The following is a 22,169-nucleotide window of genomic DNA, read 5'->3' as shown; positions in this document are numbered from 1 at the left end:
TTGATCAATGTAACAGTTTTGTTGTACACGAAACGAGCCAGCAGATTGTGCTGAAAAAAATGACTCAGGCTGGAAAATAGGCTAGGACGGGTCCAGGCTTAGTCTGCTCACAAAAATGTGGGTATGGATATCACGCTCCGACACGATGTCGGAACTTACGGGAGCATCGCTATGACTGATATTGCGCAGCTGCTTGGCAAAGACGCCGACAGCCTTTTACAGCATCGTTGTATGACTATTCCAGCCGATCAGCTCTACCTGCCGGGCCACGACTACGTTGATCGGGTGATGATTGATAACAATCGCCCGCCTGCGGTTCTGCGAAACATGCAGACGCTTTACAACACCGGGCGCCTCGCCGGAACAGGCTATCTGTCCATTCTGCCCGTTGACCAGGGCGTCGAGCACTCTGCGGGAGCGTCGTTTGCCGCCAATCCGCTCTATTTCGATCCGAAGAATATTGTTGAGCTGGCGATTGAAGCCGGCTGTAACTGCGTGGCGTCAACTTACGGCGTGCTGGCCTCCGTGTCGCGCCGCTACGCGCACCGCATCCCCTTCCTCGTAAAACTGAACCATAACGAAACCCTGAGCTACCCGACCGAATACGACCAGACGTTGTATGCCAGCGTCGAGCAGGCGTTTAACATGGGCGCGGTGGCAGTAGGGGCGACAATTTACTTCGGCTCCGAACAGTCCCGTCGTCAGATTGAGGAGATCTCTGCGGCGTTCGAGCGTGCCCACGAGCTGGGGATGGTCACGGTGCTGTGGGCCTATCTGCGTAACAACGCCTTCAAGAAAGATGGCGTGGATTACCACGTTTCTGCGGATCTCACCGGCCAGGCGAATCATCTGGCGGCGACCATTGGCGCGGATATCGTGAAGCAGAAAATGGCCGAAAATAACGGCGGCTATAAGGCAGTAAACTTCGGTTACACCGACGACCGTGTTTACAGCAAACTGACCAGCGAAAACCCGATTGATCTGGTGCGCTACCAGCTCGCCAACTGCTACATGGGCCGCGCGGGGCTGATTAACTCCGGCGGTGCGGCAGGCGGCGAAACGGATCTTACCGATGCGGTGCGCACGGCGGTGATCAATAAACGCGCGGGCGGTATGGGCCTGATTCTGGGCCGTAAGGCGTTTAAAAAATCGATGACCGAAGGCGTTAAGCTGATCAACGCGGTGCAGGACGTGTATCTGGATACCAAAGTCACTATCGCGTAGGTTTACTGCAATCCCTTCTCCACCCTGGAGAGGGGATTTATCAGATCCGATAATTTCCCTCTCATTTCTATGGGAAAAGAGATAACCCAAAACCCCGTTTCATTTCAGCCAAACCCTTATCCCGATCAACTTCACACTTCCCCTCTCTTTTGTGAAAACTGTCACTCCTCACCGTGCATATGCCCAATAAATGGTCGATGCTTAGCGGAATTTGTCTAAGGCAGCGGACGAATTTTGCGCTTAAAGTTACTTTCGAAACAGCTTTTCAAATTACGAAGTCGCTCTGAACCTCTGTTGTTTTAAGGACTGATAATGAAAATTGAATCTGTAAACGTCACCGTCTTCCAGTACCCGACGCGCCGGGTCTCCGACAGCGCCGGGCACTCGCACCCTGGCCCGGAAAGTATGGCCAAAATGGCGATGCTCTCGATCACGGCAGACGATGGCACCAAAGGGTATTCTTTCGCGCCGCCGGAAGTGGTGCGTCCCTTTGTGGTCAATACTTTCTTTCGCAAAGTGCTGGTCGGCCAGGATGCGTTCAATCGCGAGAAAATCTGGCAGGAGCTGGCGCACTGGCAGCGCGGGAGCGCGCACCAGCTCACCGAGCGCGCGCTTGGGTTCGTCGAGCAGGCGCTGTGGGATCTGATTGGCCGCAAACTGAATATGCCGGTCTGGAAACTGCTTGGCGGGTATCGCGATAAAGTTCCGGCCTACGGCAGCACAATGTGTGGCGACGATCTGCCAGGCGGCCTGTCGACGCCGGATGAGTACGCGAGCTTCGCTGAAACCCTGGTGGCGCGCGGATACAAAGCCATCAAACTTCACACCTGGATGCCGCCCGTCTCGTTTGCGCCAAACCCGAAAATGGACGTCAAAGCCTGCGCCGCCGTGCGTGAAGCGGTCGGGCCAGATATCGATCTGATGATCGACGGCTATCACTGGTACAGCCGTACTGAAGCGTTGTACATCGGCAAAGAACTGGAAAAACTCAACTTCGCCTGGTTTGAAGAGCCGATGGAAGAGGAGAGCATGGCCTCCTACGTCTGGCTTGCGGAAAACCTGTCGATCCCGATTATCGGCCCGGAAAGCCTGGGCGGAAAACATCACAGCCGCGCCGACTGGGTGAAAGCGGGGGCGTGCGACATTCTGCGCGCGGGCGCTAACGGCGTGGGCGGGATATCACCGACGCTGAAAGTGGCGAACCTCGCGGAGTCCTTCGGCATGGACTGTGAAGTACACGGTAACGGCGCGGCAAGCCTCGCGGTGATTGGCGCCATTAAAAACTGCCGCTGGTATGAGCGCGGCCTGCTGCACCCGTTCCTTGATTACGACCAACCGGCGGCGTATCTCCACAGCCTGGTCGACCCGATGGATGAACACGGCATGGTTAGCCTGCCGAATCGCCCTGGACTCGGCGAAGACATTAATTTTGCGTATATCGAAGCCAATATCGTCAGCCACGACTGACACATAAAAACGTACCCTACAGGCGATATATACATGAAACAAACTCCGCTGTGCAGAGCGTGTGTACTCGCGCTCTCGCTGATGATGGGGGGCGGTGCGGCGTACGCGAAAACGCCGCCCGACCAGCTCATCATCGGCATGAACATGAACAACCTGCTGACCCTCGACCCGGCGGCGATGACCGGCAACGAAGTGGTTGGCATCGTGGTGAATCTCTACGATTCGCTGGTGGAGCTGGATCCGAACGAACTCACCCACGTCAGGCCCGCGCTGGCGAAATCCTGGGATATTGCGCCAGACGGCAAAACCCTGACTTTCCATCTGCGCGATAACGTCAAATTCCACTCGGGCAACCCGCTCACGGCGCAGGATGTGGTGTGGTCGATGCGCCGTCTGCTGCACCTCAATCTGGCGCAGGCATCCGTCTGGAAATCCTACGGCTTTTCGAAGAAAAACATCGACCAGCAAATCCGCGCGACCGACGACTACACCGTGCAGATCGTGCTGCCCAAGCCTAACGATCCGCAGCTGGTGATTTATTCTCTCGGGGCGCTCGGCAATCTGGGGGTGCTCGACAGCAAAACGGTGCAGTCCCATGAGGTGAATAACGACTGGGGTAACCGCTGGCTGACCACCAACGAGGCCGGTTCTGGCCCATTCATGCTGGAAACCTGGCAGGCGAAAGATGTGCTGCGTATGCAGCGCAACCCGCACTACTGGCGCGATGAACCGAAAATGAACCGCGTCGTGCTGCGCCACTTTCAGGAGTCACAAACCCTGCGCCTGATGATTGAGAAAGGCGATCTGGATATTGCCAGTAACATGGCTGTGTCGGATATCAACGCCCTGCGCAAAGACCCTCAGCTTACGGTTGAAGCCGTGCAGAAGGGGACGGTCTATTACGTGGCGATGAGCATGAAAGAGGCGCACTTCGCCAACCCGAAAGTGCGCGAAGCGGTGCGCTATCTGATTGATTATCAGGGCATCAACAAAGCCCTGATGCCGGGCTACGGTGTGCTGCATCAGCGTCCAATCAAAGCCGGTATGCCGTCGACGCTCCCTGATCCGGGCTACCGGCTGGATATTCCGCGCGCCAAAAAGCTGCTGGCAGAGGCGGGCTATCCGGAGGGTTTCGACACCACCCTGCGCGTGCTGGCGGATCAGCCGTTCCTCAATATTGCCATCGCGGTGCAGTCGACGCTGATGCAGGCGGGGATCAACGCCAAAATCATCACCGGTACCGGCAATCAGATCTACGGCGCCATGCGCGAGCGTAAGTTCGACATGCTGGTCGGGCGCGGCGGGAGCGGCGTCGAACCGCACCCGCACTCTAGCCTGCGTGCGCTGGTCTATAACCCGGACAACAGCGACGAAGCGCGGCTCACCAACTTCCAGGGCTGGCGCACCAGTTTCTACGACAAGCCGCTGAACGAGATGATCGACAAAGCGCTGCTGGAACGCGATCCGCAGAAGCAAGTGGCGGATTATCAGCAAATTCAGGTGCGCTACGACGAACTCATTCCGGCAATGGTCCCGCTGTCGCAGATGGTGGATTCCGTTGTCGTGCGTAATGAAGTGAAAAACTTCCAGTCGCACCCGTCGGCCACCACTTTCCTGCGTGAAGTCTACAAAACCGGAGGTGAAAAATGAGCGTCGCGATCCTCTCGCCCGGCTCCCGGACCCGCCGTTTCTCAAAGCGACTGACGCAGGTGCTGGTGACGCTGTTTGGCCTGCTGCTGCTGACGTTCTTTATTGGCCGCGTGATGCCGGTCGATCCGGTGCTGGCGATTGTCGGCCCGGATGCCGACCACAGCACCTATCAGCAGGTGTATCACCAGTTGGGCTTCGACCAGTCGTTGCTGACGCAGTTTGGTATTTATCTGAACAACCTGCTGCACGGCGATCTGGGTAATGCGCTGCTGACGGGCAAACCGGTCACAGACGATATTCTGCGCGTCTTCCCGGCAACGCTGGAGCTGGCGACGATGGCCATTATCGTCGGTGCGGGGTTAGGCATTCCGCTCGGCGTGCTGGCGGCGGCGCGTCGCAACAGTCTTTCCGATTACGTGGTGCGCATTATCAGCCTTGCGGGCTACTCCACGCCGATCTTTTGGGTCGGGATGATGGGTCTGCTGCTGTTCTACGCCTGGCTCGGCTGGGTGGGCGGCGCGGGACGGCTCGATTTAGGGCTGGACGGTATCGTGCCGCGTCGTACCGGGCTTATGACCATCGATGCGCTGCTGGCCGGAAACAGCGCCGTGTTCTGGAATGCGATCAACCACCTGGTCCTGCCCGCATCGTTACTGGGCTTCCATTCGCTGGCCTACATCAGCCGCATGACGCGCAGCTTTATGCTGGCGCAGCTGTCCCAGGAGTTCATCATCACCGCGCGGGTGAAAGGCTTAACCGAGCGTCAGGTGATCTGGAATCACGCGTTTCGCAATATCCTGGTACAGCTCTTAACGGTCGTGGCGCTGGCCTACGGCTCGCTGCTGGAAGGAGCGGTGCTGATTGAAACCGTCTTCTCCTGGCCGGGCTTTGGCTCCTATCTCACCGGCAGCCTGCTGCTCGGCGACATGAATGCGGTGATGGGCTGTGTGCTGCTGGTGGGGCTGATCTTCGTGATGCTCAACCTGCTCTCCGACATGCTGTATCAACTCTTCGACCCGAGGACGAAATCATGACCGTTTCTCTGGATTCGCCGCTGGGGGCGCGCAACAGCGAAAGCCGCCAGCGTATTAAACGCACCCTGAACCGGGCGGGCGGTTTTGTCGGCAAAATGGCACGCAATCCGCTGACTGCCATCGGCGGCGGAATTGTTCTGCTACTGCTGATCGTGGCCGCCTTTGCGCCGCTGATTGCGCCCTACAACCCGCTGGTGCAGGACCTCAACAATGCGCTGGTCGCGCCGAATGCGCAGCACTGGTTCGGCACCGACGAGTTTGGCCGCGATATTTTCAGCCGCCTTGTGTACGGCTCGCGTATCACGCTCTATATCGTGCTGCTGGTGTCGGTCACCGTCGGGCCGCTCGGCTTGCTGCTGGGCGTCACCGCCGGGTATTTCGGTGGCAAAGTGGATGCGGTGCTGATGCGGGTGACGGATATCTTTATCTCGTTCCCGAGCCTGGTGCTGGCGCTGGCATTCGTGGCGGCGCTCGGTCCGGGGCTGGAGCACGTGGTGATTGCCATTACGCTCACCGCATGGCCGCCGATAGCGCGCCTGGCGCGTGCGGAAACGCTCTCTCTGCGTCAGGCCGATTTTATCTCGGCGGTGCGCCTGCAGGGCGCGTCTCCCGTACGCGTGCTGTGGCGTCATATCGTGCCGCTGTGTCTGCCGTCGGTGATTATCCGTATCACCATGAACATGGCGGGGATCATCCTGACCGCTGCCGGTCTGGGCTTCCTCGGCCTGGGCGCGCAGCCGCCGGAGCCGGAGTGGGGCGCGATGATCTCCAGCGGGCGAACCTACATGATGGAGTGCTGGTGGGTAGTGACTATTCCGGGGCTGGCGATTCTGATCAACAGCCTGGCGTTCAACTTCTTAGGAGATGGCCTACGTGACATCCTCGATCCTCGCAGCGAATAACGCTCCACTGCTCGATGTGCGCGATCTGCACGTCGATTTTATCAACGGCGGCGCGGTGACCCATGCCGTGCGCGGCGTCTCCTTCCAGCTCGGACGCGAAAAGCTGGCGATTGTCGGCGAGTCCGGCTCCGGGAAATCCACCGTCGGGCGCGCGCTATTGCGCCTGCACCCGGCAAAAGCGCGGATCAGCGCAACCAGGATGCAGTTTGGCGATGTCGATCTGCGCAGCGTCAGCGAGGCGCAAATGCGCGGCATTCGCGGCAAGCGCATCTCTATGATCATGCAGGACCCGAAATACTCTCTCAATCCGGTTGTCTGCGTGGGCGATCAGATCGCCGAAGCCTGGCTGACGCACCATCCGGGGCGCAAAGCCGAGGCCAAAGCCAAAGTGCTGGAGATGCTCGACGTGGTGCGTATTCGCCAGCCGGAGCGGGTCTATCACCTCTATCCGCATGAAATTTCCGGCGGGCAGGGGCAACGCATCATGATCGCCATGATGCTGATCACCGATCCCGAGCTTGTGATCGCCGATGAACCGACCTCCGCGCTGGACGTCTCTGTGCGTTTGCAGGTGCTGGGATTGCTGGACGATCTGGTGAAATCCCGCGGGCTGGGGCTAATTTTTATCAGCCACGATATCAACCTGGTGCGCAGTTTCTGTGACCGGGTGCTGGTGATGTACGCCGGTCGGGTGGTGGAATCCATCGCCGCCTGCGATCTGCACAAAGCGCAGCATCCTTATACCCAGGGGTTAATCAGCGCCCTGCCGGAACTTAACCACCGCCGTCCGGTGCTGCCGGTATTGCAGCGCCAGGCCAGCTGGCTCACGGAGTAAGGAGCAGAGATGATCGAGATTAACAACCTCAACCTGGCCTTTGGCGAAGGTGAAAAGCGCAATCAGGTGCTGAGCGATGTAAATATTCACGTCGGAGAAGGGGAAATTTACGGGCTGGTGGGGGAGTCGGGTTCCGGCAAAACCACGGTGCTGAAATGTCTGGCCGGGCTGTTCACCCACTGGGACGGCGAACTTGCCATCGACGGTAAACCGCTGGGGCGAAAGATTAACGCTGAGCGTTGCCGTCGCGTGCAGATGGTCTTTCAGGACCCGTACGGATCGCTGCATCCGCGTCATACTATCGGCGATATTCTGGAAGAGCCGCTGCAAATCCACGGCATTCAGGATCGCGACCGGCGTATCCACGGTTTGCTGGATAAAGTGGGGCTGAACCGGGCGTTTCGCGATCGCTATCCGCATCAGCTCTCCGGTGGACAGCGTCAGCGCGTGGCCATCGCCAGGGCACTGATTCTGGAGCCGCAGGTGTTGCTGCTGGATGAACCGACGTCGGCGCTGGACGTGTCAGTGCAGGCGGAGATCCTGAATTTACTGGCGGAACTCCAGCGCGAATCGAATCTCACCTATTTAATGGTGACGCACGATCTGGGCGTGATTGCGCACCTGTGCCAGAAAGTGGCGGTGATGCAGTACGGCAAGATTCTGGAGACCCTGAGCGTGGATGAACTGGTCGCAGGAAACGCCAAAACCGACTATACGCGGATGCTGGTCAATGCCAGCCAGCAGTACAGCCGGGAGATGGCGCGCGAGGTGGCGGCGTATTGAGTGGCGTGGGTGCCGGGGGGTAGCTGCACCTTTGCGGGCCTACGGGTGTGCAGGCTCGTGCAAGGAAAGCGTCGCCTGGCAAAACGGTCACCGCAGAAGCGCACAATCCGGCGGCAAACGGCACTCCAGCGCACCGGGAAGCAGGGAAATACGGAAATGTTCCCCGCTGAGCGGCTCGCCGTCGAGATTAAAGGTCATACCGTGTGGGGCGATAATTTCAAACCACGCGGACTGTCCGTCGAGCACATTCGGGCTCTCTTCCGGGCGAGTCAGTGTGGTGAACAGGGCAGGCAGCATACCGTCGCTGGTGAAGATACGCAGCTGTAACAGCCCATCGTTGATCAACGCGTCCGGACACAGCTGCTGTCCGCCGCCCGCCTGACGCCCGTTTCCGATGCCGATCACCAGCGCATCGCCCTGCCAGTGGAAGTTTTCGCCGTTAATTTCGCAGCGATCGGGCTTGAGCATATCCATGCGCATCAGACCGTGAATCAGATACGACACACCGCCAAGGGCGGCTTTCAGTTTTTCCGGCGTTTCGCTGGTAATACGCGTACCAAATCCGCCTGTCGCCATATTGATAAAACAGGTTTTATCATTCACCTGGGCAATATCCACTGCTGCCGGTTTCCCGACAATAGCCAGCTGGAGCGCCTTGTCCAGCGTCTCCGGAATGCCTGCGCTGGTGGCGAAATCATTGGCGGTACCGAGCGGTAAAATGCCCATCACCGGGCGCTGAGCACTATCGTGTTCAATCAGCGCCGTCGCGACTTCGTTAATGGTGCCATCGCCGCCCCCGGCGATCACCGTCGCCACCCCAAGCCGACAGGCTTCGTCGATATACCGCGCGGCATCGCCTTTTTCCCAGGTCACGCGAACGTGAATGTTCGCGCCAGTATCACGCAGGTCGGCAATCGCCTGGCGCAGAAGGTCGTTGCCTGCACTTTTGCCGTTGAGGATCAATAAACTATCCGGATATGTCGCCATTCAGCGTTGCTCCCTTTTTTAGCACTAACAAGAGTGTATCCCAGCGAGGGAAAAAGCGGGTAAGAACAGGATGAAAGGGCAAAAAATAAGCCTGCGTAAGGGAGATTACGCAGGCTAAGGAGGTGGTTCCTGGTACAGCTAGCATTTATGGGTTATGTTTTTCAGCGCAGGGGATAATACCCGTATTGAACGAAGCGGTATGTGATCCGATTCTAAGAATTATCCCATGCTGAAAAAATCCCGACAGTTGACTATTTACTGTGCGGATTACGGGTGCTTTCGCCAGCAAAATTGCGCATCAGCAGCGCGTATTCCAGCTCCACCTCTTCCGGTACCGGCAGCCACACGGTGTGACCATCCCCAGGGGCGACGGTGATTGCTTCGCCTTTACCGTTTTCCAGATGCTCCAGCGTGAAGTTGATATTGCCCTGCGGGGTCATCAGCTCCAGGCTGTCCCCTTTGGTGAATTTGTTCTTCACTGCCACTGCCGCCAGCGGGCCTTTGCGCGCGCCGGTAAAGTCGCCGACAAACTGCTGGCGCTCGGAGATGGAGTAGCCGTGCTCGTAGTTCTGATAATCGTCATGAGTATGACGACGCAGGAAGCCTTCGGTGTAGCCGCGATGGGCCAGGCCTTCCAGGGTTTCCAGCAGGCTGGTATCAAACGGTTTTCCCGCTGCGGCGTCGTCGATGGCTTTACGGTACACCTGTGCGGTACGGGCGCAGTAGTAGTAAGACTTGGTGCGGCCTTCGATTTTAAGCGAGTGCACGCCCATCTGCGTCAGACGCTCGACGTGCGCAATCGCGCGCAGGTCTTTGGAGTTCATGATGTAGGTGCCGTGTTCGTCTTCAAACGCCGTCATGTATTCGCCCGGACGTTTGGCCTCTTCAATCATAAACACGCTGTCGGTTGGTGCGCCCACGCCCAGCGTCGGCTCCACGGTTTTCACCGGAATCGGTTCATGCTTGTGCACGATGTTGCCCACATCATCTTCTTTCCCTTCCTGGACGTTATATTCCCAGCGGCAGGCGTTAGTGCAGGTTCCCTGGTTCGGGTCGCGCTTGTTGATGTAGCCGGAGAGCAGGCAGCGGCCAGAGTAGGCCATGCACAGGGCGCCGTGAACGAAGATTTCGAGTTCCATTTCCGGCACCTGAGTGCGAATCTCTTCGATCTCTTCAAGAGAGAGCTCGCGCGACAGAATCACACGCGTCAGGCCCATCTGTTTCCAGAATTTGACCGTCGCCCAGTTGACGGCGTTGGCCTGCACGGAAAGATGGATATCCATCTCCGGGAAGTTCTCACGCACCAGCATGATTAAACCGGGATCGGACATAATCAGCGCATCAGGACCCATTTCCACAACCGGCTTCAGATCGCGAATAAACGTTTTCAGCTTGGCGTTGTGCGGCGCGATGTTCACAACCACGTAGAATTTTTTGCCCAGGGCATGCGCTTCGTTGATGCCGAGCTGCAAATTCTCGTGGTTGAATTCGTTATTACGCACGCGCAGAGAGTAACGCGGCTGGCCCGCATACACCGCATCGGCACCGTAAGCGAAAGCGTAACGCATATTCTGCAGCGTTCCCGCCGGGGAAAGGAGTTCTGGTTTAAACATGTTTGTTCTCGTTCTGATGACAGGTCAGATCCGCGTGCACCTGGTGCAGCGGTAAGGGGAGATCCCCTACTTTAAGGGCGGGCATTGTAGCGCTGCGGGGGAGGGAGGTAAAGCGCCGGTTGGCGGCAAAGCCTGCCCGGCGGGTCTGGCGGGTCAGGTTAAATCTTTCACCGTCTGGCTGGAGCCATTATTTTTCACCGAGGCGATACCACTTTCCCGCGTCTGCTCGGAAGCATAAAGCTGGCTTGAACCGATCACCTGGTGGTTTGCCGCCTTCAGGTTGAAGTGATATTTCCCGTTGGTCGCCGTTTTTTTCTCATAGCGCTCATCGTGCGGGCTATTGGTACGCACGGAGGCAATGCCGTTTTCTGCTGCGGATTTTGTGGTGTACAGCTCACTGGTGAGGATAATTTCTCCGTTTCCTGCTTTCAGAACAAACCTGAACTGCCCGTCACTGCTTTTGCTTAGTTCGAACCAACCAGCCATAAAACACTCCTTGAGGAAAGTTAACGAGAAACAGGCGACAGCTAAACGCACCGACAAGAAGAGTATGGATGATAATGTGAGACTTTCTAGTGAAGAAAAACCCGCCAGCAGGCGGGTCAGATTTGATGGGGGAAATCTTTTATGCAATCCGACAGGCATCCGCCTCCCAGCGATACCCCACACCGTACACCGCGCGGATAAACGACTGATCGGCGTCGAGCGCTTCCAGTTTACGGCGCAAGTTCTTGATATGGCTGTCGATGGTGCGGTCCGTCACCACGCGGTAATCGTCATAGAGATGATTCAGCAACTGTTCGCGGGAGAACACTTTCCCCGGCTCATGAGAGAGGGTTTTCAGCAGGCGGAATTCCGCCGGCGTCAGGTCCAGCAGTTTGCTGCGCCAGCTTGCCTGGAAGCGGCTCTCATCGACAATCAGCGGGCTTTCGGCGTCGAGCACCTGTAGTTCGCGCTGTGGACGGCAGCGACGCAGAATCGTTTTCACGCGGGCGACCACTTCACGCGGGCTGTAGGGTTTGCAGATGTAATCATCGGCACCGATTTCCAGCCCCAGCAGGCGATCGATCTCTTCGATTTTCGCCGTCACCATCACAATCGGTACGTCGGAAAAACGGCGGATTTCGCGGCACAGCGTCAGGCCGTCGGTGCCAGGGAGCATGAGATCCAGCAGGATCAGATGCGGCGGCGTCTGGCGCACATAGGGCAGCACCTGATCGCCGTGATTAATCAGCGTGGGGGCATAGCTTGCCGCGCGTAAATAGTCGATCAATAACTGCCCAAGCTTAGGCTCGTCCTCCACGATCAGAATGCGTGGCGTGTTTTCGTCAATGGGTAACTCAGTCATACTTCTCTCGATAAATCGCGTTCCAGCGGTAACTCTACTGTAATGCTAACCCCGCCAAAAGGCGAATGGGCGGCGCGGATAGTACCGCCGTGCGCCTCGACGATGTTAACGCAAATCGCAAGCCCCAGGCCCGAACCGCCGCTGGCACGGTTGCGCGAACCTTCGGTGCGGTAAAAGCGCTCGAACAGTTTCTCCAGCTGCGCGTCCTGCACTCCCGGTGCGGAATCGGCAAAGGTGAGGGCGAAACGCCCGTCTTCGACGCGACCAGAAATGCGCAGTGCGCCGCCGCCGTCCGTATAGCGCAGACTGTTTTCCAGCAGGTTATTAAACAGCTGCATCAGACGGTCCGGATCGCCGAAGACCACGGCGCTATCCGGCAGGGAGAGTTCAATGTTCAGATTCCGACTGGCGAAGCGTTCGCGGAACGCGCCGCTGACCACTTCCAGAATATTGATCACATCGACAGGGGCTTTTTGATAGGCCAGCGCGCCCTCATCGGACATGGAAAGCTGATGCAGATCGTCCACCAGCTTGGTCAGGGTGCCCACTTCTGCCTGCAACGAGGTGACGGACTCAGGCGTAAACTGACGTACACCGTCCTGAATGGCTTCCAGTTCACCGCGCAGCACTGCCAGCGGCGTGCGCAGCTCGTGGGAAATATCGGCCATAAAATCGCGGCGCATCTGCTGGTTTTTCTCAAGCGTACTGGCGAGCTGGTTGAAGTCCTGCGCCAGTTTGCCCAGCTCGTCCTGGCTACGGGTATCCACGCGGGTGGTAAAGTCTCCTGCCGCCAGCTTGTGCGTGCCTTCCACCAGCCGTTTGACGGGGGCCAGCAGGCCGCGCGCCAGCGGGAACGTCGCCAGTGCCGCAAGCAGGGTGGAGAGGGCGACAATCAGCCAGCTGGTCTGGCGTTGCTGGCGATCAAAGTTGATATCCGTGTTGCGCGTCAGCCGTTCGACCGGCGAGGCGATCACCCAGCCGACAGTGGCACCGTTAAACATAATGGCCCGCCGGGTGCCGTCAGGCGGAACCGGCGCGCGAGGCCCAACCAGCACGTATTTATCCTGGTCGATCACCCAGAACTGCGTGCGCCAGCCGTGCGGCGGCATTCCCGGCCCCGGGCGATCGTCGTCGTTATCGTGCTCAAGCGATTTGAGGATCTGGAACACAAAACGGTCGTTATTGCGCAGGAAACGCCAGTTGCCGTGCAGAGCATACTGATCGGCCAGCGCATCGCTCAAGCCCTGCAGTCGCTGTTCGTTTCCGCGTTTAATGTAGTCGATAAAACCCCGCTCGAAGCTGACCCGCACGGCCCAGTGCATAGTGATAAGCAGCACGATACAGGTGGCGAAAATCGCCAGAAACAGTTTTCCAGTAATGCCGGGGCGCCAGAATTTCATGACTCACTCCTTTTACGTCGGCTGATGACGACGTTCTTGCTGGTATCATCCGGGACCCGGGCGAAGATTAAGGCGGGCAGGGCGATAATCACCGCCATGCTGAGATAGGTGTAAAGGAAGACCTGATGCGCGCCGGCGGTATCAGCGCCCAGATGATGCTGACCGTACATGCCGAGCAGCAGGCCCGCGACGGTCACGCCCACGCTCATGGAGAGCTGCATGATCATCGACAGCAAACTGTTGCCGCTGCTCGCCAGTTCGTCGGGCAGATCCTTCAGCGTCAGGGTGTTCATCGACGAGAAACGCGTGGAGTTAATCACCCCCTGGAAGAACAGCACCAGCGGCAGAGCGTAATACCAGCCCATCAGCGCCACGGCCATAAACAGCAGGCTGATCAGCGCCAGTCCCAGCGTTGCGGCGACCAGCACCCGGCGATAGCCAAAGCGGTTCACCACCTGCACCACAATGCGTTTCATGCCCATGCTGCCAAGCACCATCGGGATCATCATCAAACCGGCGTGGAACGGCGAAAAGCCCAGTCCGATCTGCAGGAACACCGGCGTCATAAACGGCAACATGCCGCTGCCAAGACGCCCGGCGAAGCTGCCGAGCAGCCCGAGGCGGAAGGTGTGATTGCGAAACAGCGACAGGCTGAACAGCGCCTGGTCGTTATCCCTGGCGTGCCACAGATACCACAGCACCGACAGAACGCCGATAGTCACCAGCAGCGCCAGCGTGAGGGTGGAAATCCCCAGCCCTTTTTGCCCGTCCAGCGCCAGGGTCAGCGTCGCCATGCCCGCTGCCAGCAGCACAAAGCCGAAGAGATCAAAGCGCCGCGTCTGCATTTTGTAGTTTGGCATGAGCCACAGCGTGGCGATTGCGCCGACCACCCCGACCGGAAGATTGATCAGGAAAATCCAGTGCCAGGAGGCGTACTCCACCAGAATCCCGCCGAGGGCAGGGCCGAGCAATGGCCCGACCTGACCGGGCAGCGTCACGAAGGTCATCGCCGCCATATACTGCTCGCGCGGCACGATTTTCATCACCGTCAGTCTGCCGACGGGCACCATCATCGCTCCGCCGACGCCCTTCAACACGCGCGCCATCACCAGCTCGTTCAGCGTGTCGGCCTGCGCGCAAAACAGCGAACCGAGGGTGAACAGAATAATGGCGGTGAAGAAGATATTACGCACCCCAACTTTGTCCGCCAGCCAGCCGCTGGCGGGCAGCATCACCGCCACCGTTAGCACATAGGAGACGATGACCATGTGCATATGCAGCGGACTTTCCCCCAGGCTTTTCGCCATCGAGGGGAGGGCGGTGTTAACAATGGTGGTATCCAGCGACTGCATAAAGAAGCCGAAGGCGACAATCCACAGTTGCCAGCGAACATTGTTGGGCAAATCAATCATTTACTCGCTTACCGTTTCTCTGTTTTTACGTGAAAAACGCACCCGCAGGCGGTCGAAGAACAGATACACCACCGGTGTGGTATAGAGCGTCAATAGCTGGCTCATCACCAGTCCGCCGACAATGGTGATCCCCAGCGGCTGGCGCAGTTCAGAGCCATCACCGCCGGAAATCACCAGCGGCAGTGCGCCAAACAGCGCCGCCAGCGTGGTCATCATAATCGGGCGGAAGCGCAGCAGGCAGGCCTGGAAAATGGCGTCCTGCGGCGACATATTGCCGTTGCGCTGCGCGTCGAGGGCGAAATCGACCATCATGATCGCGTTTTTCTTCACTATGCCTATTAATAGCATGATCCCGATAAGCGCAATGAGGCTAAAGGGTGCGCCGAATAACTCCAGCGCCAGCAGCGCGCCGACGCCCGCCGATGGCAGAGTGGAGAGGATCGTCAGCGGATGGACGTAGCTTTCGTACAGAATGCCGAGCACGATATAGACCGTCGCAATCGCCGCCAGAATCAAAATCACCTGTGAGTTCATCGTCTCCTGAAACACCTGCGCGGTGCCTGCAAAGCTGCCGCGCACGGTCGACGGCACGCCAAGCTGGGTCATGGCGCGGTTGATCGCATCGCTGGCCTCAGAAAGCGACGAACCGGTTGGCAGGTTAAATGACACCGTTGACGCCGCCGACAGCCCCTGATGGTTTACCGACAGCGGCGCGTTGGCGGGCTGCCAGCTGGCGAAGTAGGAGAGGGGGATCGATTTACCGTCGTTGTTGATAACGTACATCTTATCCAGCGCGCTGATGTCCTGGGTGTAGCGCGGATCGACCTCCATCACCACTTTGTACTGGTTCATCGGCTGGTAGATGGTGGAAATCTGGCGCTGACCAAAGGCGTTATTGAGCAAACTGTTGGCCGCTTCAACGTTAATGCCGAGCCGCGCCATGGTTTCACGGTCATAGGTCAGGTTCATCTCCGCGCCGTTATCCTGTTGGTCCGAGTTCACATCGGCCAGCTCCGGCAGGGCCGCCAGCGCTTTACGGATTTTCGGCTCCCACTCGCGCAGGGCGGCCAGATCGTCTGACAAAAGGGTGTACTGATAGCTGGCGTTAGCCTGACGCCCACCGACGCGGATATCCTGAACGGCCATCAAAAACAGATTCGCGCCCGGCTCTTTGGCGAGCTTCACGCGCAGGCGGTCGATCACCTGCTGCGCCGTTTCGTTGCGCTCGCCGCGTGCTTTCAGGGTGATAAACATCATCCCGCTGTTAACGCGCGAACCGCCGGTAAAGCCCGTCACGTTATCGACGGCAGGATCTTCCCGGATGATCTTCATGAAATCCTGCAGCTTCACGCGCATCGCCTGGAATGAAATGCTCTGGTCCGCCTGAATCCCGCCCATCAGCACGCCTGTGTCCTGCTCGGGGAAAAAGGTTTTCGGAATGCTGATGTACATCCAGACGTTGAGTGCGATGGTACCCACCAGCACAAAACCGACAATTCGCGTATGGTTCAGCACCCATTTCAGTGACTTGCCGTAACCCTCCTGCATCGCCACCAGCAGGCGGCCAACGCCTTTTTTACGCGGCTGGGAATGGGGCTTGCTGCGCTTAAGCATCCAGCCGCACATCATCGGCGTCAGGGTCAGGGAGATCACCAGCGAAATACCTATGGCGACAGAAAGTGTGACGGCGAACTCGCGCAATAAACGCCCCGGCAGCCCGCCCATCAGCAGCAGCGGCAGAAATACCGCCACCAGCGACAGGCTCATGGAGAGCACCGTAAAGCCCACTTCGCGCGTCCCCTGAAGCGCGGCCTGCAACGGTTTCATCCCCGCTTCCAGATGGCGCGAAATATTTTCCAGCACCACGATGGCGTCATCGACCACGAATCCGGTGGCGATAGTCAGGGCCATCAGCGACAGGTTGTTAAGACTAAATCCGCACAGGTACATGGCGGCGAAGGTACCAATCAGCGATACGGGCACCGCCACGGCAGGGATCAGCGTCGCGCGACCGGAGCGCAGGAACAGGAACACCACCAGGATAACCAGCCCGACGGAGATAATCAGCGTCTGCTCGACCTCTTCCAGCGAGGCGCGAATAGTCGGGGAGCGATCCTGGGCGATTTGCAGATCGATCGCCGCCGGAATTGTCTCCTGCAGTTCCGGCAGGCGCTCGCGAATGCTGTTCACCGTCTGGATGATATTGGCTTCCGGCAGTTTGCGGATCATCAGCAAAATTGCCGGTTTGGCGTTCGTCATCCCGGCGTTACGCACGTCCTGCACCGAGTCGGTGACACTGGCCACATCGCTTAAACGCACCGCCGCGCCGTTGTTGTAGTGAATAATCAGCGGCTGATATTCCGCCGCGGTTTTTAGCTCGTCGTTGGTCTGGATCTGCCAGCGATGGCTGCTGTCCTCTATCGCCCCCTGCGGCCTGCGCACGTTGGCATTGCTGATGGCGCTGCGCACATCATCCAGCGAGACGCCCTGGTTAAACAGCGCTTGCGGGTTCAGGCCCACGCGCACCGCGGGCAGGGAGCTGCCACCGACATCGACGTCGCCGACGCCGTCGATCTGGGCGATGGTCTGTGCCAGCTGCGTCGAGGCGAAATCGTACAGTTCGCCCTGGGAGTAGGTGTCTGATGTCAGCGTCAGAATCATGATCGGCGCATCGGACGGGTTGGCTTTGCGATAGGTCGGCCGGCTCGGCATGCCGCTGGGCAGCAGGCTTTGCGCGGCGTTGATGGCGGCCTGCACGTCGCGGGCGGCGCCATTGATATCGCGATCAAAGTTGAATTCCAGAATGATTCGCGTGCTGCCGAGGGAACTGCTGGAGGTCATTTCACTGACGCCCGCAATGCGCCCGAGAGAGCGCTCAAGCGGCGTGGCCACCGACGAGGCCATCGTTTCTGGCGACGCGCCGGGCAGGGAGGCGCTGATCATGATCACCGGGAAATCCACCTGCGGCAGCGGGGCCACCGGCAGCAGCCGGAAGCCGAGCACGCCGCACAGGGTGATGGCGAGGGAGATCAAAATCGTTGCCACTGGGCGGTAAATGAAGAGGGCGAAAAACTTCACTTACGCCTCCTCTTCACGTTTCGGGAAGCGCGCTTTGAGCCTCAGCGCCAGGCTGTCAAACAGCAGGTAAATCACCGGCGTGGTGAACAGCGTCAGCACCTGGCTTACCAGCAAACCGCCGACCATACCGATCCCCAGCGGACGGCGCAATTCCGCACCGACGCCGGTACTGAGCATCAGCGGCAGTGCGCCAAGCAGGGCGGCCATGGTGGTCATCAGGATCGGGCGAAAACGCAGCAGGCAGGCCTGGAAAATGGCCTCGCGCGGGGCCATGCCCTGTTCGCGCTCGGCGGCAAGGGCGAAGTCGATCATCATGATGGCGTTTTTCTTGACGATGCCGATCAGCAAAATAATGCCGATAATCGCAATCACATCCAGCTCACTGCCCGACAGCATCAGCGCCAGCAGCGCGCCCACGCCCGCCGTGGGCAGGGTGGAGAGGATCGTCACCGGATGGATAAAGCTCTCGTACAGTACGCCGAGCACGATATACATCGCCACGACCGCCGCCACGATAAGCCAGATGGTGTTCCCGAGTGCGGCCTGGAACGCCAGGGTGCTGCCCTGGAACTGGGTCTGGATATCCGTCGGGAAGCTGAGGGTTTTCTCGGCGTTAAGAATGGACTCCACCGCTTCCCCGAGGGAGTAATTGTCCGGCACGTTAAACGAAATGGTGGTGGACGGGAACTGATCGAGATGGTTGATGGAGAGCGGCGTAAAGCGCTGCTCGACGGTGGCAATTGCGTTCAGCGGCACCATCCCGCCGTCTTTGCTGGTCAGGCGAATCGAATCCAGCGCCGCAAGGCCCGGCGTCTGTTCGGTGTTGTGCTCCAGCACCACGCGATACTGGTTGGCCTGGGTGTAAATCGTGGAGATCAGGCGCTGGCCGAAGGCGTTGTACAGCGCGTTATCCACATCGGCCATGGAAATGCCCAGACGGCTGGCGGTGTCACGGTTAACGTTGACGTAGGCAGCCAGCCCCTGATCCTGCCAGTCGCTGCTCACGTCCGACAGCTGCGGCAGTTCCTGGAGCTTACTGACCAGTTGTGGAACCCAGGTGCTGAGCGCCTCCAGACTGGTGGCCTGCAGGGTGAACTGGTACTGGGTGCGGCTGACGGTGGTATCGATGGTCAAATCCTGAGTCGGCTGGAGGTACAGCTCGACACCTGGCACTCTCGCCACCGCATTTTGCAGCCGTTCGATCACGGTATTCACCCGATCGTCGCGGTCGTCCAGCGGTTTGAGATTGATCTGCAGGCGAGCGCTGTTCAGCGACGGATTGGTGCCGTCGACGCCGACAAACGACGTCAGGCTCTCGACCGCCGGATCTTTCATGATCACCTCGGACACCTGCTGCTGGCGCTGGGCCATGCTGGCGAAGGAGACGGACTGCTGTGCCTGCAGCGTACCCTGAATAATGCCGTTATCCTGAATCGGGAAGAAGCCTTTCGGGATCATCACCCACAGCAGCACGCTCAGGGCCAGCGTTCCCAGCGCGACGCTCAACGTCGCCCACGGGTGATTGAGCACTTTGGTCAGCATCCGGCCATAGGCCGCAATCACGCGTTCAAACAGGCGCTCGGAGGCGCGAGAAAAACGGTTTTGCTTGCGCAGGGATTCCGCGCTCAGCATGCGGGCGCACATCATCGGCGTCAGCGTCAGGGAGACCACGGCGGAGATGAGAATCGCCACTGCCAGGGTGACGGCAAATTCGCGGAACAGACGGCCAACGATATCGCCCATAAACAGCAGCGGGATCAGCACCGCAATCAGCGAGAAGGTGAGGGAGATAATGGTAAAGCCGATCTCGCCTGCGCCTTTTAGCGCTGCGGCCAGCGGCTTCTCACCTTTTTCGATATAGCGCGAAATGTTCTCGATGACCACGATTGCATCATCGACCACGAACCCGGTGGCGATGGTGAGCGCCATCAGGGTGAGGTTGTTGATGGAGAAATCGAGGAACACCATTACCGCAAAGGTCCCGACCAGCGACAGCGGAACGGCGACGGCAGGGATAATGGTCGCCGGAACGTTACGCAGGAAGACGTAAATAATCATCACCACCAGCGCAATCGCCAGCATCAGCTCGAACTGAGTGTCGCTGACGGAGGCGCGGATATTGGTGGTGCGATCCGACAGGACCTTGACGCTCACCGATTTCGGCAGGCTTTCGATCAGCTGCGGCAACATGGTGCGAATGCTGTCGGCGGTGTCGATAATGTTCGCGCCCGGCTGGCGCTGGACGTTCATCACAATCGCCTGCTGTTTGTTGGCCCATGCGCCGAGCCAGCTGTTTTCTGCGCCTTGCTCTACGGTTGCCACATCGCCGAGGCGAATGGGGGCGCCGTTCTGGTATGCCACAATCAACTGACGATACTCGTCGGCGGACTGCATCTGGTCGTTAGCCGAGAGCGTGACGGCGCGCGTTGGGCCGTCCAGCGAGCCTTTTGCCGAGTTGACGTTGGCGCTGCTGATGGCGGTGCGGATGGTTTCGCTGGTCAATCCGAGGGCGGCAATCGCCTGGGCGTTCAGTTTCACGCGCACGGCCGGACGCTGACCACCGGAGAGCGTCACCAGCCCGACGCCGGAGACCTGGGAGATCTTCTGCGCCACGCGCGTTTCCACCATATCTTCCACCTGTGTCATCGGCATGGCGGAGGAGGTGACGGCGAGGGTCATGATCGGTGGATCCGCCGGATTGACCTTGCTGTAAACCGGTGGATTGGGCAGGTCGGAGGGCAGCAGATTAGTGGCTGCGTTAATCGCCGCCTGCACTTCCTGCTCGGCCACGTCGAGAGGCAGGGTGAGCTGGAATTGCAGCGTCACCACCGACGCGCCGCCGGAGCTTTGCGATGACATCTGTTTCAGGCCCGACATCTGCCCAAACTGGCGCTCCAGCGGGGCAGTGATCGCCGACGTCACCACATCCGGGCTGGCGCCAGGATAGAGGGTGATGACCTGAATCGTTGGATAATCCACTTCGGGCAGGGCCGACACGGGCAGGAAGCGATAGCCGATAATCCCTGCCAGCAGGATCGCCACCATCAGCAGCGTGGTGGCGACGGGGCGTAAAATGAACAGGCGTGATGGCCCACCTGTGGAGCTGGGTGGCAATACCTGCATCAGGACGCCGCTCCCTGTTTTACGTGTTCACGTTTAGCCGGTTTTTCGCTGGTGGCCGTATCCGTGTGTGCTTCAACGACTTCGACTTTGGCCCCTTCGGTCAGACGGTCGATCCCGTCCGTTACCACACGATCGCCTGCGGAAAGGCCCGCACTGATGACGACGGTCTGGCTGTCCTGAATGCCCGGTTTCACCAGATGTTTGCTGACTTTATTGTCACTGTTCAGTACCCAAACAAAGTTGCCTTCGTTGCCCATTTGCAGCGCCGCCGTTGGGATCACCACCGCATTTTCTTCGGTAGCGACCAGCATGCGCGCGTTGACGAACTGGTTCGGGAACAGGGCGTCATCCTGATTGGTAAAGCGGGCTTTAAGCTTAATGGTGCCGGTGGTGGTATCGATCTGGTTATCCAGGCTCAATAGTTGGCCGTCGCTCAGCTTGGCTTTGTTCGCGCGATCCCAGGCTTCTACCGCCAGCGTCTGGCCGTTTTTTTGCGCCTGAACGACGGTGGCGATTTCGCTTTCCGGCAGGGTGAAGACGAGATCAATTGGATGCGTTTGGGTGAGCACCACGATGCCGGTGGTGTCGCCGCTGGAAATCTGGTTGCCGATATCGACCTGTTTCAGGCCGACGCGACCGTCAATCGGCGCGGTAATGCGGCTCCAGTCGAGCTGCAATTGTGCGCTGGCAACAGCGGCTTCATCCGCTTTAATGGTGCCCTGGGCTTCGCTCACCAGCGACTGCTGCGTGTCCAGCTCCTGACGGGAAACGAGGTTGGTTTTCACCAGTTGCTGATAACGTGCCAGATCGCGCTGGGCGTTGGCAAGCGTTGCTTTATCTTTGGCGAGCTGGCCTTGCGCCTGCGCGAGGGCCACTTTGAACTGGCTCGGATCGATTTCAGCCAGCAGATCGCCAGCTTTGACCTGTTGGCCTTCCTGGAAGTGGATCGCCATCAGCTGTCCATCGACGCGGCTGCGCACGGTTACTGTGTTTGCGGCGGTGACCGTCCCAAGACCGGTGAGATAACGAGGAACCGATTTGCTGACAGCGGTCGCGGCCTGTACCGGGGCAAGCGCGCCACCGCGCATGCCGTGGCGTCCACCGCCCGCAGGGCGTTGCGTCTGGCCCTTAGCGCCTGCCGGAGCGGCACTCTGCGCCGATTGATTGTGCCAGTACCACGCGGCGGCAAGGGCCACCACAATGACACCGACGGCGATTGCCCAGCGGAATTTTTTGCTGCCTTTCATCGTTATACGTTCTCTTCCTGAAACACTTCGGGGAATGATACTAGTTTAGTCAGGCAACGCAGTGGA

At 58.9% G+C, this 22,169-nt stretch carries 16 protein-coding genes; 7 read left to right on the top strand and 9 right to left on the bottom strand.

What is annotated here, in order from left to right; translation table 11 throughout:
- Nucleotides 1-171: 171 nt before the first annotated feature.
- The 7 genes from fbaB (at nt 172) to C0560_RS13470 (ending at nt 7,895) form a co-directional block, all read left to right on the top strand.
- Nucleotides 172-1,224: a class I fructose-bisphosphate aldolase gene (gene fbaB / locus C0560_RS13500; RefSeq protein WP_123427334.1), complete on the top strand. Its 1,053-nt coding sequence runs from the start codon at nt 172-174 to the stop codon at nt 1,222-1,224.
- A 312-nt stretch (nt 1,225-1,536) separates the two neighbouring features.
- Entirely contained in the window at nt 1,537-2,691 is a 1,155-nt protein-coding gene (locus tag C0560_RS13495; RefSeq protein ID WP_248858727.1) for a mandelate racemase family protein, read from the top strand.
- A 33-nt stretch (nt 2,692-2,724) separates the two neighbouring features.
- A complete protein-coding gene (locus C0560_RS13490; RefSeq protein WP_248858726.1) occupies nt 2,725-4,341 on the top strand; it encodes an ABC transporter substrate-binding protein in 1,617 nt (538 codons plus the stop codon).
- Nucleotides 4,338-5,375 (top strand): ABC transporter permease, encoded by a 1,038-nt coding sequence (locus tag C0560_RS13485; protein ID WP_107703253.1) that lies wholly within the window; start codon nt 4,338-4,340, stop codon nt 5,373-5,375. The genes C0560_RS13490 and C0560_RS13485 overlap by 4 nt, the downstream gene beginning before the upstream one ends.
- Nucleotides 5,372-6,277 (top strand): ABC transporter permease, encoded by a 906-nt coding sequence (locus tag C0560_RS13480; protein ID WP_123427338.1) that lies wholly within the window; start codon nt 5,372-5,374, stop codon nt 6,275-6,277. The genes C0560_RS13485 and C0560_RS13480 overlap by 4 nt, the downstream gene beginning before the upstream one ends.
- Nucleotides 6,249-7,112, top strand: coding sequence for an ABC transporter ATP-binding protein (locus tag C0560_RS13475; protein WP_100779587.1), 864 nt, complete (start codon nt 6,249-6,251; stop codon nt 7,110-7,112). Before C0560_RS13480 ends, C0560_RS13475 begins: the two co-directional genes overlap by 29 nt.
- A 9-nt stretch (nt 7,113-7,121) precedes the next feature.
- Nucleotides 7,122-7,895 carry an ABC transporter ATP-binding protein gene (locus C0560_RS13470; RefSeq protein WP_102104106.1) on the top strand — a complete coding sequence of 258 codons (774 nt, stop codon included), beginning with the start codon at nt 7,122-7,124 and terminating at the stop codon, nt 7,893-7,895.
- An 87-nt stretch (nt 7,896-7,982) separates the two neighbouring features.
- On the opposite strand, the gene yegS is transcribed toward C0560_RS13470, so the two are convergent.
- The 9 genes from yegS to C0560_RS13425 form a co-directional block, all read right to left on the bottom strand.
- Complete coding sequence (gene yegS, locus C0560_RS13465; RefSeq protein WP_100779589.1) at nt 7,983-8,882, bottom strand: lipid kinase YegS; 900 nt, start codon at nt 8,880-8,882, stop codon at nt 7,983-7,985.
- Nucleotides 8,883-9,133: 251 nt separating this feature from the next.
- A complete protein-coding gene (yegQ, locus tag C0560_RS13460; protein ID WP_100779590.1) occupies nt 9,134-10,495 on the bottom strand; it encodes a tRNA 5-hydroxyuridine modification protein YegQ in 1,362 nt (453 codons plus the stop codon).
- Between the two features lie 153 nt (nt 10,496-10,648).
- Complete coding sequence (locus C0560_RS13455) at nt 10,649-10,981, bottom strand: YegP family protein (RefSeq protein ID WP_123427409.1); 333 nt, start codon at nt 10,979-10,981, stop codon at nt 10,649-10,651.
- Nucleotides 10,982-11,120: 139 nt separating this feature from the next.
- On the bottom strand, nt 11,121-11,843 hold the full coding sequence (baeR, locus tag C0560_RS13450) for a two-component system response regulator BaeR (protein WP_100779592.1): 723 nt from the start codon (nt 11,841-11,843) through the stop codon (nt 11,121-11,123).
- A complete protein-coding gene (gene baeS, locus C0560_RS13445; protein ID WP_129035992.1) occupies nt 11,840-13,243 on the bottom strand; it encodes a two-component system sensor histidine kinase BaeS in 1,404 nt (467 codons plus the stop codon). Before baeS ends, baeR begins: the two co-directional genes overlap by 4 nt.
- The gene (locus tag C0560_RS13440; RefSeq protein ID WP_248858725.1) at nt 13,240-14,655 is read right to left on the bottom strand and encodes an MFS transporter; all 1,416 of its coding nucleotides are present in this window, start codon (nt 14,653-14,655) and stop codon (nt 13,240-13,242) included. Before C0560_RS13440 ends, baeS begins: the two co-directional genes overlap by 4 nt.
- Complete coding sequence (mdtC, locus tag C0560_RS13435; protein ID WP_107703257.1) at nt 14,656-17,733, bottom strand: multidrug efflux RND transporter permease subunit MdtC; 3,078 nt, start codon at nt 17,731-17,733, stop codon at nt 14,656-14,658. It abuts the gene before it with no gap.
- Nucleotides 17,734-20,856 (bottom strand): MdtB/MuxB family multidrug efflux RND transporter permease subunit, encoded by a 3,123-nt coding sequence (locus tag C0560_RS13430; RefSeq protein WP_248858724.1) that lies wholly within the window; start codon nt 20,854-20,856, stop codon nt 17,734-17,736.
- Nucleotides 20,856-22,103, bottom strand: coding sequence for an MdtA/MuxA family multidrug efflux RND transporter periplasmic adaptor subunit (locus tag C0560_RS13425; protein WP_248858723.1), 1,248 nt, complete (start codon nt 22,101-22,103; stop codon nt 20,856-20,858). Before C0560_RS13425 ends, C0560_RS13430 begins: the two co-directional genes overlap by 1 nt.
- Nucleotides 22,104-22,169: the final 66 nt, after the last annotated feature.

The sequence above is a fragment of the Lelliottia sp. AC1 genome (genome assembly GCF_023278595.1).
In the GTDB taxonomy this organism is placed as follows: Bacteria; Pseudomonadota; Gammaproteobacteria; order Enterobacterales; family Enterobacteriaceae; genus Enterobacter; species Enterobacter nimipressuralis.
This window is presented reverse-complemented; position numbering and strand designations above follow the sequence as displayed.